The sequence below is a fragment of the Nocardioides sp. T5 genome (assembly GCF_048161455.1).
Lineage (GTDB): Bacteria > Actinomycetota > Actinomycetes > Propionibacteriales > Nocardioidaceae > Nocardioides.
This window is the reverse complement of sequence record NZ_CP182415.1, coordinates 4,149,099-4,162,856: the sequence shown is the minus strand read 5'-3', so window position 1 is coordinate 4,162,856 and position 13,758 is coordinate 4,149,099. Positions and strand designations below refer to the sequence as shown.

The 13,758-nt window shown below is 72.5% G+C and carries 13 protein-coding genes; 5 read left to right on the top strand and 8 right to left on the bottom strand.

Going from position 1 to position 13,758, the window contains the following annotated elements:
* Window positions 1-36 precede the first annotated feature (36 nt).
* A complete protein-coding gene (locus tag ACNKF0_RS20370; RefSeq protein WP_416954612.1) occupies window positions 37-294 on the top strand; it encodes a hypothetical protein in 258 nt (85 codons plus the stop codon).
* A 24-nt stretch (window positions 295-318) separates the two neighbouring features.
* Here ACNKF0_RS20370 and ACNKF0_RS20365 read toward each other — a convergent pair whose 3' ends face one another.
* The 4 genes from ACNKF0_RS20365 to ACNKF0_RS20350 all read right to left on the bottom strand — a co-directional run bounded on the left by ACNKF0_RS20365 (window position 319) and on the right by ACNKF0_RS20350 (window position 3,410).
* Window positions 319-753 (bottom strand): hypothetical protein, encoded by a 435-nt coding sequence (locus tag ACNKF0_RS20365; RefSeq protein ID WP_416954611.1) that lies wholly within the window; start codon window positions 751-753, stop codon window positions 319-321.
* Window positions 750-1,517, bottom strand: a complete 768-nt coding sequence (locus ACNKF0_RS20360; RefSeq protein WP_416954610.1) for a lysophospholipid acyltransferase family protein — start codon at window positions 1,515-1,517, stop codon at window positions 750-752. The genes ACNKF0_RS20365 and ACNKF0_RS20360 overlap by 4 nt, the downstream gene beginning before the upstream one ends.
* A gap of 220 nt (window positions 1,518-1,737) precedes the next feature.
* A complete protein-coding gene (locus tag ACNKF0_RS20355; protein ID WP_416954609.1) occupies window positions 1,738-2,583 on the bottom strand; it encodes an aldo/keto reductase in 846 nt (281 codons plus the stop codon).
* 41 nt (window positions 2,584-2,624) lie between these two features.
* Window positions 2,625-3,410: a pentapeptide repeat-containing protein gene (locus ACNKF0_RS20350; RefSeq protein WP_416954608.1), complete on the bottom strand. Its 786-nt coding sequence runs from the start codon at window positions 3,408-3,410 to the stop codon at window positions 2,625-2,627.
* A gap of 234 nt (window positions 3,411-3,644) precedes the next feature.
* Here ACNKF0_RS20350 and ACNKF0_RS20345 point away from each other — a divergent pair, with 234 nt between their 5' ends.
* From ACNKF0_RS20345 to ACNKF0_RS20335, 3 genes are all read left to right on the top strand, one after another.
* Window positions 3,645-4,145 (top strand): general stress protein, encoded by a 501-nt coding sequence (locus ACNKF0_RS20345; protein WP_416954607.1) that lies wholly within the window; start codon window positions 3,645-3,647, stop codon window positions 4,143-4,145.
* A gap of 112 nt (window positions 4,146-4,257) precedes the next feature.
* Window positions 4,258-6,840, top strand: coding sequence for an ATP-dependent chaperone ClpB (gene clpB, locus ACNKF0_RS20340; protein ID WP_416954606.1), 2,583 nt, complete (start codon window positions 4,258-4,260; stop codon window positions 6,838-6,840).
* Between the two features lie 134 nt (window positions 6,841-6,974).
* Complete coding sequence (locus tag ACNKF0_RS20335; protein ID WP_416954605.1) at window positions 6,975-7,808, top strand: CPBP family intramembrane glutamic endopeptidase; 834 nt, start codon at window positions 6,975-6,977, stop codon at window positions 7,806-7,808.
* An 18-nt stretch (window positions 7,809-7,826) separates the two neighbouring features.
* Here ACNKF0_RS20335 and ACNKF0_RS20330 read toward each other — a convergent pair whose 3' ends face one another.
* From ACNKF0_RS20330 to ACNKF0_RS20315, 4 genes are all read right to left on the bottom strand, one after another.
* Window positions 7,827-9,716, bottom strand: a complete 1,890-nt coding sequence (locus ACNKF0_RS20330; RefSeq protein ID WP_416954604.1) for a M12 family metallo-peptidase — start codon at window positions 9,714-9,716, stop codon at window positions 7,827-7,829.
* Window positions 9,717-9,783: 67 nt separating this feature from the next.
* The gene (locus ACNKF0_RS20325) at window positions 9,784-10,221 is read right to left on the bottom strand and encodes a hypothetical protein (RefSeq protein WP_299931312.1); all 438 of its coding nucleotides are present in this window, start codon (window positions 10,219-10,221) and stop codon (window positions 9,784-9,786) included.
* A 10-nt stretch (window positions 10,222-10,231) separates the two neighbouring features.
* On the bottom strand, window positions 10,232-11,674 hold the full coding sequence (locus tag ACNKF0_RS20320) for an FAD-binding oxidoreductase (RefSeq protein WP_416954603.1): 1,443 nt from the start codon (window positions 11,672-11,674) through the stop codon (window positions 10,232-10,234).
* Between the two features lie 47 nt (window positions 11,675-11,721).
* Complete coding sequence (locus ACNKF0_RS20315) at window positions 11,722-12,633, bottom strand: AEC family transporter (protein ID WP_416954602.1); 912 nt, start codon at window positions 12,631-12,633, stop codon at window positions 11,722-11,724.
* Window positions 12,634-12,710: 77 nt separating this feature from the next.
* Between ACNKF0_RS20315 and ACNKF0_RS20310 the strand changes: the two genes are divergently transcribed.
* Complete coding sequence (locus ACNKF0_RS20310) at window positions 12,711-13,643, top strand: 2-hydroxyacid dehydrogenase (RefSeq protein ID WP_416954601.1); 933 nt, start codon at window positions 12,711-12,713, stop codon at window positions 13,641-13,643.
* Window positions 13,644-13,758 lie beyond the last annotated feature (115 nt).

Sequence of the window (13,758 nt, the reverse complement as noted above, 5' to 3'; positions counted from 1 at the left end):
CGGTGCGGGAGCGTAGGTTCGTCGCGTGAGTGAGCGATGAGCAAGATGGACAACCTGCGCGCGATGCGCGAGGCGAAGTACGCCGCGGCGCAGAAGCGCGGAGGCGGTGCTCCGGCCCGACCCCAGGCTCCGGTCGCCCCGCCGGTCGTGTCGAAGGGGGCGACGGCCAAGGAGGCGACGACGGAGGTCGAGGCCCCGGCAGCCGCTGAGGGTCTCTGCGGCCACCGCAACATGAGCGGGCGCACCTGCACCCGCGAGCAGGGCCACCCGCAGAAGAGCCACCGCTACTCCTGACCGTTCCTGCGGTGGTGCGGGCGCTCAGTCACCCGACGAGCTCAGGTGGACGAAGATTCCTGGAGCGGGCGGAAAGGCTGGGTCGAGGTTGAGCGCGACGTCCAAGGTCGCGTTTCGGCCGTCGAGCGGCCGTGCGGCACTGAAGCTGGTGCCGTTGGGCGCGACGAAGGTGATCTTCCATCCCACGTCCTCGGCCTCGCCCCGCAGTGCGCCCATGGCCCGCCGCGCGGCAGCTTCGGACTCGAAGGCGTAGGTCCTGAGCACCTTCACGGGGCTGGGCTTGCCGAGGAGGCCGCCGCCCCGGGCCTCTTCCTCGCGGCTCGTGACGAGCTCGCCACCCGGAGGGGTCGTCGAAGCGATCGGGTTGGCCTTGAGGTCGTCGACCCGGTCGTCGCTGCACCCGCCGAGGGCGAGCGTCGCGCAGAGCGCGACCCCGATCCCGAGGGTCCGGGCGGTCACGCGCTGAGCGCCTCCGCCGGTACGCCGGCCGGGTGCGGCGCCGTCTCCCCGCGCAGCTCGGCGACCTGCGACACCAGCACGGTCATCACCTCGTCGGCCACCCGGCGGACGGTCGCCTCGTCGACCGCGTGGTCGCCGGTGACGCCCGCCAGGCGGCGTACGTCGATGGGCTCGCCGACGGCGACGCGCACCCGCGGGCGCAGGACGGTGTTGCGCATCAGCCGGGCGAGGATGCCCGTCTTGCCGACCACCTGCTGGGCGCCGACCAGTGCCACCGGGACGACCGGCGCGCCCGTGCGGAGCGCGAGCCGGACAGCGCCGGTCTTCGAGCGCTCGGGCCAGTGCTGCGGGTGGCGGGTGATCCGGCCCTCGGGGAAGAGCCCGACCGCCTCACCGGCCGCGAGCGCGGTTGCCGCCGCGTCGAGCGAACCGGCGGCCGCGTCGGTGCCGCGGAGGACAGGGATGAACCCCAGGCGCCGGACGACCGGGCCCACGAGGCCCGAGCGGAAGACCCCGCCGGTCGCCATCAACCGGAGCGAGCGACCCAGGCGGCGGCCGACGAGGGCCAGCAGGATGCCGTCGGCGAAGCTGGTGTGGTTGGCGACCACGATGAGCGGCCCGTCAGGGAGCTCGGCGCTCGGAACCGAGCGGCGGGTGAGCTCGAGGCGGCTGACCACGGAGACGAGGCTGCCGAGGAGGCCGGCGGCGACGGCGTAGAGGAGGGCGGCGCGGAGGCCCGGGCGCTGCCAGGTGCTGGGATCCATGGGGTGAGTGTGGGTCGCCGAGGTCGTGCCGCGCCTGCGTATGAGCACTCAGGTCGGCGATCCGACGGCACCATGCAGGCAGTTCGCGAGCTGCGGGAGGGCCGCCACGCTCAGGGTCGAGACGAGCCGGGCGAACTGCCTGCACGGTGCTCGCCTGGACGCGACGAAGGCCCGACCCCGGGGCGGGGTCGGGCCTCCTCGCTGCAGAGGTGCGTGACGGTCAGTCGGGGATGTAGTCGAACGTGTCGGGGTTCGGGCCGGTGCGGCCGTCCTCGCCACGGTCGAGCCCGGAGATGCGCGCCACCTCGTCGTCGGTGAGCGAGAAGTCGAAGATCTCGAAGTTCTCCTTCATCCGGACGGGGTTCACCGACTTGGGGAAGACGATGTCGCCCCGCTCGACGTGCCAGCGCAGCGTGACCTGCGCGGTGGACCGGCCCTTGGCCTCGGCGATCTCGGTGAGCACCTGCTCGTCGAGCACCGTGCCCTTGGCGATCGGGGACCACGCCTCGGTGGCGACACCGTGCTCGGCGTTGGCCGCGCGCACCGCCTCGTTGGTGAAGTAGGGGTGCACCTCGACCTGGTTGATGACCGGCACGACGCCGGTCTCGTCGACGAGCCGCTGCAGGTGGGCGGGCTGGAAGTTGGAGACGCCCACCGATGCGGCGCGGCCGTCCTCGACGAAGGACGCCATCGTGCGCCAGGTCGAGACGAAGTCGCCGTCGTAGCGGGTCGGCAGCGGCCAGTGGATGAGGAACAGGTCGATGCGGTCGAGGCCGAGGTCGGTCAGGGTCCTCTCGAAGGCGCGCTCGGCCTCGGCCGGCTCGTGGAAGCCGTTGTTGAGCTTGGAGGTGACGTAGACGTCGTCGCGCGCGAGCCCGGAGGCCTTCAGTGCCTCACCGACCTCCTTCTCGTTGCCGTACATCTCGGCGGTGTCGATGTGGCGGTAGCCGACCTCGAGGGCCCGGGCCACCGCCTCCGCGGTGTCGGCGGGGTCGATCTGGAACACGCCGAAGCCGAGCTGCGGGATGGACGTGCCGTCGTGGAGCTGGATGCGGGGAACGGTCATGCCGGGCACAGCGGGACCGGCCCGGGAGGTATTCCGCCGGCTCAGGACTCCCAGCGTGCCGGGCGCGACAAACCGTCCGGAAGGGTGGTCGTCGCGTCGCCGATCGCCGCATTGATCTGGGGCTGGGTCAGGAAGAGCGCGGTCGACAGGTCGCAGCCGCGTAGGTCGGTGTCGCGCAGGTCGGCGCCGAGCAGGTCGGCCTCCCGCAGGTCTGCGCCCCGGAGGTTCGCGCGGATCAGCAGGGCGCCGCGGAAGGACCAGCCTGCGTGGTCGCCGGTGAGCCGTCGTCCGGCGAGGTCGGCGCGCGTCCGGTCGCGGGCCCGTGCCCACGGACGTCGTACGCGCGCGCTGGCCTCGGCGAGCAGCCCACCGACTTGCTCGTGCAGCGCGTCGACGTCGGCGCGCAGCAGCGTCTCGGGGTCGGCCGTGGTGAGGGCCTCGATCTCGGCGCGTACGACGTCGGCGGCGGGGTCGGGCGAGCGCCGGGCGACCTCGACGAGGTGGGCGAGCATCTCGTGGAGCTGGCGCATCACCGACAGCACCGCGGCCATCTCCGCGAGGTTGTCCTGCTCGCGCCAGGAGGTGCCGGCGTAGGTGACCTGGGAGACCTGCTGGCCGGCGCCGAAGCACTCGAAGACCGTGCACCCGGGCCAGCCGTCCTCCCGCAGGGTGGCGTGGATGCGGCAGCCGTCGTCGTCCAGGAGGTTGAGGCACGGACGCCCGCTGGGCTTGTCGACGCCGAAGCCGTCAGAGGCTGAGAAGGGGAGCAGCACGCAGCAGAGGCCGAAGCAGCGCGCGCAGTCAGAGCTCAACGCGGGTGTCGCCACCCGGGGATCGTTGCACGCCGGTGGTGAGGAGCCCGGTGGGTCCTCAGGCGTACCAGCCGTTGGTGATCGCGTACGCGTTGACGAACAGCAGCAACACGAAGGCGACCCCGACGAAGCGGTTGTCGAAGATCAGCTTGCCCATAGCACCCACTCTGCCCGCTTGTTCGCGGAATGAAACAGGTGGACGGTAAAGATTCATCCACCCTGGGTAGAGGCCGGTCGTATCGTGGCCGCATGTCGACCCCGGGCCTGACCCCCGCCTCCCCGCTCAAGCTCAAGTTCCCCCAGTCGCTGGCGGTGTACGACGACTACGCGCAGGCGCAGAAGAGCGTCGACTTCCTCGCTGACGCCGAGTTCCCCGTCGACCAGCTGATGATCGTCGGCACCGACCTCAAGCGCATCGAGCGCGTCACCGGCCGGCTCACCTGGTCGAAGGTCGCGGTCGGCGGCATCCTGTCCGGGCTGTGGCTGGGTGTCTTCGTCGGGCTGATCTTCGCGCTGTTCACCGAGGAGGACCTCTGGCAGGTGCTGCTCAGCACGGCGTTCATGGGAGCCACCTTCGGCCTGGTGTGGGCGCTGATCGGCTACGCGTTCACCCGCGGCGAGCGCGACTTCTCCTCGGTGACGCAGGTGGTGGCGACGAGGTACGAGGTGCTCGTCGAGCACACGCACGCCGCCCGGGCCCGCGAGCTGCTCGCGGGGCTGCCGGGCGCGCTGCCCGACCCGTTCGCCTGACAGGTCGCCCGGCCGCGAAAAAGACAAAGTTGAGGGGAATCGACTCAACTTCTGGCGCGTTGGAACGAGTGGGACCACAGTGGTCCCCACCACCACGCACACGGAGGAAGAGTTGAGCCAGTTCGGTGCCGAGAAGTTCACCACCCGCAGCCGCGAGGTCATCGAGGCTGCCCAGCTCGCCGCGACCACCGGCGGCAACACCACCACCGAGCCCATCCACCTGCTCGTCGCCCTGCTCAAGCAGGAGGACGGCGCGACCCGCAGCCTCGTGCAGAAGGCCGGCGTCGACCCCGCCACCCTGCTCGCGCAGGCCGAGGGCGCGCAGCAGCAGCTGCCCCGCGCCACCGGCTCGACCGTCCAGCAGCCGAGCGCGTCCGCCGCGCTGACCCGCGTCCTGGCGCAGGCGCTCGACCTCGCGGGGTCGATGAAGGACGACTACGTCGCCACCGACCACCTGCTCGTCGCCACCGCGACCGTCGAGTCGAGCGCGCAGAAGGTGCTGACCGACGCCGGACTCACCGCGGCCGGGCTGCGGGAGGCGATCACCGCCGTCCGCGGCAACCGCCGCGTGACCAGCGAGAGCGCCGAGGCGTCGTACGAGTCGCTGGAGAAGTACAGCGTCGACCTCACCCAGGCGGCCGAGGAAGGCCGGCTCGACCCGGTCATCGGCCGTGACGCCGAGATCCGCCGCGTCATCCAGGTGCTGTCGCGGCGCACCAAGAACAACCCCGTCCTGATCGGCGAGCCCGGTGTCGGCAAGACCGCCGTCGTCGAGGGCCTCGCCCAGCGCGTGGTCGCCGGCGACGTGCCCGACTCGCTCAAGGGCCGGCGCGTGCTGGCGCTCGACCTCGCCGCGATGGTGGCGGGCGCGAAGTACCGCGGCGAGTTCGAGGAGCGGCTCAAGGCCGTCCTCGAGGAGATCAAGGACGCCGGCGGGCAGGTCATCACCTTCATCGACGAGCTGCACACTGTGGTCGGCGCGGGCGCCGGCGGCGACTCCGCGATGGACGCCGGCAACATGCTCAAGCCGATGCTGGCGCGCGGCGAGCTGCACATGATCGGCGCGACCACCCTCGACGAGTACCGCGAGCGGATCGAGAAGGACCCGGCGCTCGAGCGCCGCTTCCAGCAGGTCTTCGTCGGCGAGCCCAGCGTCGAGGACACCATCCAGATCCTGCGTGGCATCCAGGAGAAGTACGAGGCCCACCACGGCGTCCGCATCACCGACGCCGCGCTCGTCGCGGCGGCCACGCTCTCCGACCGCTACATCACCGGCCGCCAGCTGCCCGACAAGGCCATCGACCTCATCGACGAGGCGTCGTCCCGACTGCGGATGGAGCACGAGTCCTCGCCCGAGGAGATCGACCAGCTCCGGCGCCAGGTCGAGCGGCTCAAGATGGAGGAGTTCGCGCTCGCCAAGGAGACCGACGCCGCGTCGGTCGACCGGCTCGAGACGCTGCGCAAGGACCTCGCCGACCGCGAGGAGGAGCTGCGCGGGCTCGAGACCCGCTGGGAGCGCGAGAAGGACCAGCTGCAGGGCGAGGGCGAGCTGCGCCGCCAGCTCGACCAGCTCAAGATCGAGGCCGAGAAGAGGCTGCGCGAGGGTGACCTCGCCGGCGCCTCGGAGATCCAGTACGGCCAGATCCCCGCGCTCGAGAAGCAGATCGCCGAGGTCGAGGAGGCCGAGCTCGCCGACATCGAGCCGCTCGTCGGCGAGGAGGTCGGTGCCGAGCAGATCGCCGACGTGGTCGAGGCCTGGACCGGCATCCCCACCGGCAAGATGCTCCAGGGCGAGACCGCCAAGCTGCTCGAGATGGAGTCCGTCATCGGCGAGCGCCTGATCGGGCAGCGCGAGGCCGTCACCGCGGTGAGCGACGCCGTACGCCGCTCGCGTGCCGGCATCGCCGACCCCCACCGGCCGACCGGGTCGTTCCTCTTCCTCGGTCCCACCGGCACGGGCAAGACCGAGCTCGCGAAGGCGCTGGCCGACTTCCTCTTCGACGACGAGCGCGCGATCGTGCGCATCGACATGAGCGAGTACAGCGAGAAGCACTCGGTCTCGCGACTCGTCGGTGCCCCTCCCGGCTACGTCGGCTACGACGAGGGTGGCCAGCTCACCGAGGCCGTGCGACGCCGCCCCTACAGCGTCGTGCTGCTCGACGAGGTCGAGAAGGCGCACCCGGAGGTCTTCGACATCCTGCTGCAGGTGCTCGACGACGGCCGGCTCACCGACGGGCAGGGCCGCACGGTCGACTTCCGCAACACGCTGCTGATCCTCACCTCGAACCTCGGGTCGAACTTCCTGGTCGACCCGCTGCTGGATCCCGAGGTGAAGAAGGAGTCGGTCATGGGCGTGGTGCGCTCGCACTTCAAGCCCGAGTTCCTCAACCGGCTCGACGAGGTCGTCATGTTCGACGCGCTGTCCAAGGACGACCTGGCGCACATCGTCGACCTGCAGCTCGCGCTGCTCGAGCAGCGGCTCGCGGTCCGGCGGATCACCATCTCGGTGACCGACGAGGCCCGCGCCTGGCTCGCCGAGACCGGCTACGACCCGGCGTACGGTGCGCGGCCCCTGCGCCGGCTCATCCAGTCGGCCATCGGTGACCCGCTCGCCCGGCTGCTGATCGCCGGCGAGGTCGCCGACGGCGGCGCCGTCACCGTCGACGTGGGTGAGGACGGGCTCGTGCTCGCCTGACGGGCTTCCCCTCCCAGTGGTGGAGTCCCGCTCGAGCGGGGACCCCACCACGTCGTGGCCTTCACAACCCCCTCGGAGTGTCAGAGTTCCCCACCCAGTACGCCGCCCAGGCTGGCTGCGGGATGCTGGGTCCCGTGACGACCGCAGCCGACGACGTACGCCCGTGGTGGCGCCTGCGGGACACGCCCGTCCCGGGAGGCGTGCCGGACCTGGCGCGCGCGCTGCTGTGGACCGAGCTGGCGATCGTGCTGCTGGTCTCGCTCGGCCGGAGCGCGGTCTACTCGGTCGTCAACATCGTCTCGGCGCTCACCGCGCCGGGGCCGCTGTCGGCGCAGGCGGCGAACCTCAACAACTCCCTCGCCCCGGACCGGCCGTGGCTCGACCTGACCTACCAGCTGTTGCGGATCGGCTTCGCGCTCGTGCCGGTCGCGCTGGCGGCGTACCTCCTGGTCCGCTCCGGCTCCGACCTCAAGCAGGTCTGGGCGCGCGACGGCGGCTGGAGCACGTGGCGCGACTGGGGCCGCGGCGCCTGGCTCGCCGCGGGCGTCGGCTCGGTCGGCGTGGTGTTCTACCTCGCCACCTTCGCGCTGGGCACCAACCTGACGGTCGTGGCCCAGTCCCTGCCGGGGGAGTGGTGGCGGGTGCCGGTGCTCGTGCTGGCGGCCGCGGAGAACGCGGTCCTCGAGGAGCTCGTCGTCCTCGGCTTCGTGCAGGTGCGGCTGCGCCAGCTCGGCTTCGGCGACACCGCAGCGATCGGGCTGTCAGCGCTCCTGCGCGGCAGCTACCACCTCTACCAGGGGCTCGGCGGGTTCGTCGGCAACCTCGCGATGGGGCTGCTCTTCGGCTGGCTGTTCCGCCGCTGGGGGCGGGTGATGCCGTTCGTCGTCGCGCACACGCTGCTCGACGTGGGCGCGTTCGTGGGCTACGCCCTGCTCGCCGGGCGGGTCGACTGGCTGCCGACCCTGTGACCCGCCCGGCGGCGGACGTCAGCGGCGGATCTTGACCTTCTTGGAGCTCCGCCGCGCCTTCTCGTAGCCCTTCTTCTTGGCCGTGACCCGGACCGAGATCTTCTTGCCGCGGTCCTTGGCGCGGACACGGTAGGTCGCCTTCTTGGCCCCCTTGATCTTCTTCCCGTTCTTCAGCCACTGGTAGCGGACCTTGACGCTCTTCTTGGCCGGCTTGGGCTTCCAGCCCTTCACCTTCACCGAGAGCACCCGCCCGGCACGGGGTACGCCGCGGAGCTTGGGCCGCTTGGTCCGGAAGAGCGCCTTGCCCACGACGACGGACGCGTCCGGGGCCGCGACGGTCGGGTAGAACGGCGCGGAGCCGAGCACCTGGAGCGTCAGGGTCTTGCCGATGTCACGCCGGGACAGCTTGAACGTGCTGGCGGTCGCGCCGGGGACCGGGACGCCGTCGAGCCACCACTGATAGCTCAGCGTGACGGCCGGCGACCACGGGGTGGACGCGGCCTCGGCCTTGCCCTTGAAGCGCGCGCGGCCGGCGATGCTCACCGACCCCGGGTAGATCTGCGACTGGCGGTAGCCCGCGACGGTCGCGATCTGCTCGTTGATCGCCACCGCGTTCTGGGTGGCGGGCGTGCCCTGGGCGCGGCCGTTGTAGGCCACGTTGGGGTTGGAGAAGTAGCCGATCCGGGTGCAGTTGACCTGCGCGCGGACGCACTGGTCGTAGTAGGCCATCACGGTGATGGTCCGGGCGGCCACGTCGACGTAGCCGCGGGCGTAGGGCTTGCCGTCGATCGGCGCCTGCGAGGCGCCCGCGTCGTGGTGGGCGCTCAGGTTGTGGCCGACCTCGTGGGCGAACGCCCGGAACTGCGTGGCGCAGGCCGCGGCGTAGACGACCGACCAGGCGGCGTACTCCGGGTCGTACTGCGGGTCCGTGCCACCGAGGTAGGCCATGCCGCACGACGCGCCGCCCGGCACGCTGCCGGCCAGCCACAGGCTCACCAGGTCGGCGTGGGTCTCCTCGCGCAGGCCCTGCGCCTCGTCGAAGATGCCGTCGCCCGGGGTGCCCAGCGCCTTGAGGTTGGTGGTCAGGTCGGCGGACTGCGTCGCGGCGACCTGCCGGATGCCCACGAGGCGCACCCGGGTGGCCACGCCGGAGCTGGCGAAGGCCTCGTTGGTCTGGGCGATGCCCAGCGCGAACTGGGCCTCCATCGGCGCCTGACCCATCTGGGCGACCAGCTGGGCGGGGTAGACGATGGCGATGTCGACCGTGTCGGGCGCGTCGGCGGCGGCGACAGGGGCGCGGTTGGTGCCCGCAGTGCCCGCGGTGTCGCGCTGGGTGCGCGGCTGGGTGCCGTGGTCGTGCGCCCCGGAGCCGTCGGAGCGGCCCGGGCGGCCGGGCATCACGACGTCGTCGCCGGCCGGCGGGTCGCCGGCCTCGTCGACGACGTAGTCGCCCTCGGGCGTGCTGTGCACCTCGTAGGTGCCGTGCTCGACGGAGGCGACGTTGATGTGGGTGACCCCACCGACCACGACGCCGGTGACGGTGCCCTTCTCGCCGATGATGCCGCCGGACCACGACGTGACCCCGGCGGCGTCGGTGCGCTGGTCCACGGCGGCGGTGACCGTCGTGTCGTCGAACAGCGCGAGGCTGATCCGGTCGCCGGTGCGTACGGCGTCGAGCGCGGCCGCGTCGACGTCGACGGCACGCGAGCGCTCGCTGTCGGCGCCCTCGGCGTCGGTGGCCGCCCGGCCGGCCGTGGCCGGGCTGAGCAGCTCGACGGGTCGGCGGTCGTCCTGCGACGCGGTGGCCGTGGTGACGGGCGCCGTGGTGGCGGCCAGTGCGAGGACGCACAGGCCGGCGACGCCGACGAGTGTCCTGCTGGTGCTCCTGGTGGGCACGGTGATGGACATGGAGTCCCCCTTCTCTCTGGGGACCCCTCTGCCCCGGGTGGCGCCGCCCAAACCCGGACGGGCCGGGCTACTCGCCCGTCTCGACCTCTTCGCGCTGCTGCTCCTCGGCGATCGCCGGACGGCGACGGGTCAGCAGGCCGCCCGCCCAGAGCGCCCACAGGACCAGCACCGGCTGGAAGAACAGCCGGACGAGCCGGGCACGGTCGGTGTCGAGCCCGAACGCGTCGGTGCCCTCGACGTACTGCGCGATGTTGCCGGGGAAGATCGCCACGAAGAACGCGGCCAGGAGCGCCCCGATGGTGCGCCGGTGACGCGGCAGCGCGACGAACGCCCCGCCGAGCGCCACCTCCACGACCCCGGAGCCGAGCACCGTGAGGTCCTCGTCGACCGGGAACCAGTCGGGCACCTGGGCGCGGAACTCCTCGCGCTGCGTGGTCAGGTGGAGCACGCCGGCGGTCACCATGAAGCCGCCGAGCACGACGCGGCCGAGGGTCTGTGCCTTCATGCCGTGCAGCCTAGGCCGAGGCCCCAGGGGCGGGCGGCACGAGGACGCCGGGGTTCATCAGGCCCGCCGGGTCGAGCGCCTGCTTGACCGCGCGCATCAGGTCGACCTCCACGTCGGACTTGTACGACGCCGCTGCCGCCGCCTTGGTGCGCCCGAGGCCGTGCTCCGCGCTGATCGACCCCGCCTCTCGGGCCACCGAGTCGTAGATGGCCGTGGTCAGGTCGGCGGCCGCGGCGCGCAGCGCGTCGTCGTCGCTGTGGCCGCCGTCGGTGAGCGGTGCGTTGAGGTTGTAGTGCAGGTTGCCGTCGCCGACGTGGCCGTAGGTCACCAGCCGCACGCCAGCGCAGACCTCCTGCAGCCGCGGTCCCATCGCGTCCGCCCACTCGGCGAGCCGGGCGATCGGGAGGGTGACGTCGTGCTTGAGCGTCGCGCCCTCGACCTTCTGCGCCTCGGAGATGCCCTCGCGCAGGGCCCACAGCGCCGACCGCTGGGAGGGGCTGCCGGCCAGGGCCGCGTCGGTGGCGCAGCCGGCCTCGACGGCCTCGCCGAGCAGCGACTCCAGGGTCTCGTCCAGCCCGTCGTCAGAGGCGGACCCGGCGAGCTCGACCAGGACGTACCAGTCGCTCGGCTCGCCCAGCGGGTCGCTGGCTCCGGGCAGGTGGGCGAGGACGAGGTCGATGGCCTGGCGGTTGGCGATCTCGAACGTCGACAGGTGCACGCCGGCGTGCTGCTGGGCCAGGCCGAGCAGGGAGACCGCGGCGTCGACGGACGACACGGCGACCCAGGCCGTGGCGTGCCGTGGCGTGGCCGGGAAGAGGCGCAGCACGGCGCCCGTGATGACGCCGAGGGTGCCCTCGGCGCCGACGAACAGCTGGGTGAGGTCGTAGCCGGTGTTGTCCTTGCGCAGTCCGCGCAGCCCGTCCCAGACCCGGCCGTCGGGCAGCACGACCTCGAGGCCGAGCACGAGCTCGCGCGTCATGCCGTAGCGCAGCACGGCGGTGCCGCCGGCGTTGGTGGAGAGGTTGCCGCCGATCGTGCAGCTGCCCTCGGAGCCCAGCGACATCGGGAAGAGGCGGTCGACCTTCTCGGCCGCGGCCTGCACGTCGGCGAGGACGACACCCGCGTCGACCGTGACCGTGCCGGCGACCGGGTCGACCTCGCGCACCCGGCGCATCCGGCCCAGCGAGAGCACGACCTGGTTGCCCGACGCGTCCGGCACCCCGCCGCCGACCAGCCCGGTGTTGCCGCCCTGGGGGACGACCGGCACGCCCGCCCCGGCGCAGGCCGCGACCACGGCCGCCACCTCCTCGGTCGAGCCGGGCCGCACCACCGCGAGGGCCCGGCCGGCACGCGTGCCGGTCCAGTCGACGACGTACGCCGCGACGTCGGCGTCCTCGGTCAGGACGTGGTCGGCGCCGATGCTCGTGCGCAGCCGGTCGAGCAGGTCGTCCATGGTTCTCCTCGGGGGTTTGGGGGTGTCGTCTGGGAGTCGGGCGTGGGTCAGCCCAGCAGCACCGCGACGATCAGCGCCGCTGGCAGCGAGGCGAGGGTGGTCACCAGGATGGTCTCCCGGGCCACATCCTCCCCCACGCGGTAGCGGGTGGCGTGCAGGAAGATGTTCTGCGCGGTCGGCAGGGCCGCGGTGATGACGACGCCGAGGAGGACGCGGTCGTCCAGGCCCAGGCCGACGCCCACCGCCCAGGCGACCACTGGCATGACGGTCATCTTGAGGACGGTCGCGACGACGACCTCCCCGTTGTGCCCGGCCCGGCCGATCGGCGGGCTCAACCTCAGCGCAGCGCCGTACGACATCAGCATCAGCGGGATCGCGGCGCCGGCCAGCATTTCCAGCGGCGACAGCAGCGGCGCCGGCAGCCGCCAACCGGTGGTGGCGAGCACGAGGCCGAGGAGGGCGGCGATCGTGAGGGGGTTGGTGACCAGCCGCCGGATGGCGGGCGCCACGCCCTCGCCGCGGCCGGTGATGCGGTCGAGCACGATGAGGGCCGCCGGCTGCACGAGCAGCATCTGCACGAGGAGCGTCGGCACGACGACGGTGATGTCCCCGACGACGTAGGCCGCGATGGCGATGCCGAGGTTGCCGGCGTTGACGTACGACGACGACAGCGCGCCGATCAGCAGGGCGCCGGTGTCGAGGCGCCAGCGCAGCCGCGCGATGACGACGTACGCGACGAAGCAGGCGGCGAGCGAGACGCTCGAGGCGACGAGGTTCGCGGCCGCGGCCTCGAGGTGCACCTGGCTGATGGTGACGACCATGAGGGCGGGGGAGGCCACGAAGAACGCGATCTCGCCGAGGGTGAGCTGGGAGCGGCGGTCGAGCACGCCCACGTGGGCGAGCGCGGCACCGGCGGCGATGACGACCAGGATCGTGGTGAAGCCGATCAGCAGCCCCATGGGTCCCCCTTCCCGTGCATCGTGCGATAGCGATGTCGTCTTGGACGTCGCGCCCGGGCCCCGGCAAGGATGGCGTGGTGACCACCGACACCCAGCACCCGGCCCGCGTCGTCCAGCTCGGAGGGCTGATGCCCTTCGTCCGCGAGTGGCTCACCGAGCGGTACGCCGCCCCGGAGCTCGCCGACGTCGAGGACCCGGCCGGTGTGGTGGTGGCGGTCGTCGGCGGTGGCGCGAAGGCCGGGGCGGCCGAGATGGACGCCCTTCCCGACCTGCGGGCGATCGTGAACTTCGGCGTCGGTTACGACAACGTCGACGTGGCCGAGGCGCGGGGTCGCGGCATCGTCGTCTCGAACACCCCCGACGTGCTGACGGACGCCGTGGCCGACCTGGCGGCGTTCCTGGTCGTCGACGTCCTGCGCGGCATCACCGCGGCCGACCGGTTCGTGCGCAGCGGTGCGTGGTCCCGGGGGGAGAAGATGCCGCTGACCCGCGACGTGCGGGGCGCGGTCGTCGGGGTGCTCGGGCTGGGGCGCATCGGGACCGCCGCGGCGCAGCGACTGGAGGCCTTCGGTGCCGAGGTGCACTACCACTCGCGCAGCCCCAAGGACGTCGCGTGGACTTACCACGACAGCCCGGTCGCGCTGGCCGGGGCGAGCGACGTGCTCGTGGTGCTCACCCCCGGCGGTGCAGGCACCGACGGCCTGGTGGACGCAGCCGTCCTCGACGCGCTGGGCCCCGACGGCTACCTCGTCAACGTCGCCCGCGGCTCGGTCGTGGACGAGGACGCGCTGGTCGCGGCGCTGGAGGCCGGCCGCATCGCCGGGGCCGGGCTGGACGTCTTCGCCGACGAGCCGCACGTGCCCGAGGCGCTGCTGCGGCGCGACGACGTGGTGCTGCTGCCGCACGTCGGCAGCGCGACCGTCGAGACGCGCGAGGCGATGGGCCGGCTCGTGCTCGACAACGTCGACGCCTTCCTCGAGCGCGGCGAGCTGGTGACCCCGGTCGGCTGACCCGACGTCGTGACCGCTGCCCCGGCTGATCACCAGCGTCAAGGAATCCCTGCGCCCGTCAGGCCCGGAGGCTTAGGGTCGGGGTGCCGCGGGGTGCCGCGGGGTGCCGCGGGGT

What these genes read in the sequence shown, in the direction of transcription:
- ACNKF0_RS20370 (WP_416954612.1), top strand. Translation starts at nt 37, where the DNA reads ATGAGCAAGATGGACAACCTGCGCGCGATGCGCGAGGCGAAGTACGCC.
- ACNKF0_RS20360 (WP_416954610.1), bottom strand. Translation starts at nt 1,517, where the DNA reads ATGGATCCCAGCACCTGGCAGCGCCCGGGCCTCCGCGCCGCCCTCCTC.
- ACNKF0_RS20355 (WP_416954609.1), bottom strand. Translation starts at nt 2,583, where the DNA reads ATGACCGTTCCCCGCATCCAGCTCCACGACGGCACGTCCATCCCGCAG.
- ACNKF0_RS20345 (WP_416954607.1), top strand. Translation starts at nt 3,645, where the DNA reads ATGTCGACCCCGGGCCTGACCCCCGCCTCCCCGCTCAAGCTCAAGTTC.
- ACNKF0_RS20330 (WP_416954604.1), bottom strand. Translation starts at nt 9,716, where the DNA reads ATGTCCATCACCGTGCCCACCAGGAGCACCAGCAGGACACTCGTCGGC.
- ACNKF0_RS20325 (WP_299931312.1), bottom strand. Translation starts at nt 10,221, where the DNA reads ATGAAGGCACAGACCCTCGGCCGCGTCGTGCTCGGCGGCTTCATGGTG.
- ACNKF0_RS20320 (WP_416954603.1), bottom strand. Translation starts at nt 11,674, where the DNA reads ATGGACGACCTGCTCGACCGGCTGCGCACGAGCATCGGCGCCGACCAC.
- ACNKF0_RS20315 (WP_416954602.1), bottom strand. Translation starts at nt 12,633, where the DNA reads ATGGGGCTGCTGATCGGCTTCACCACGATCCTGGTCGTCATCGCCGCC.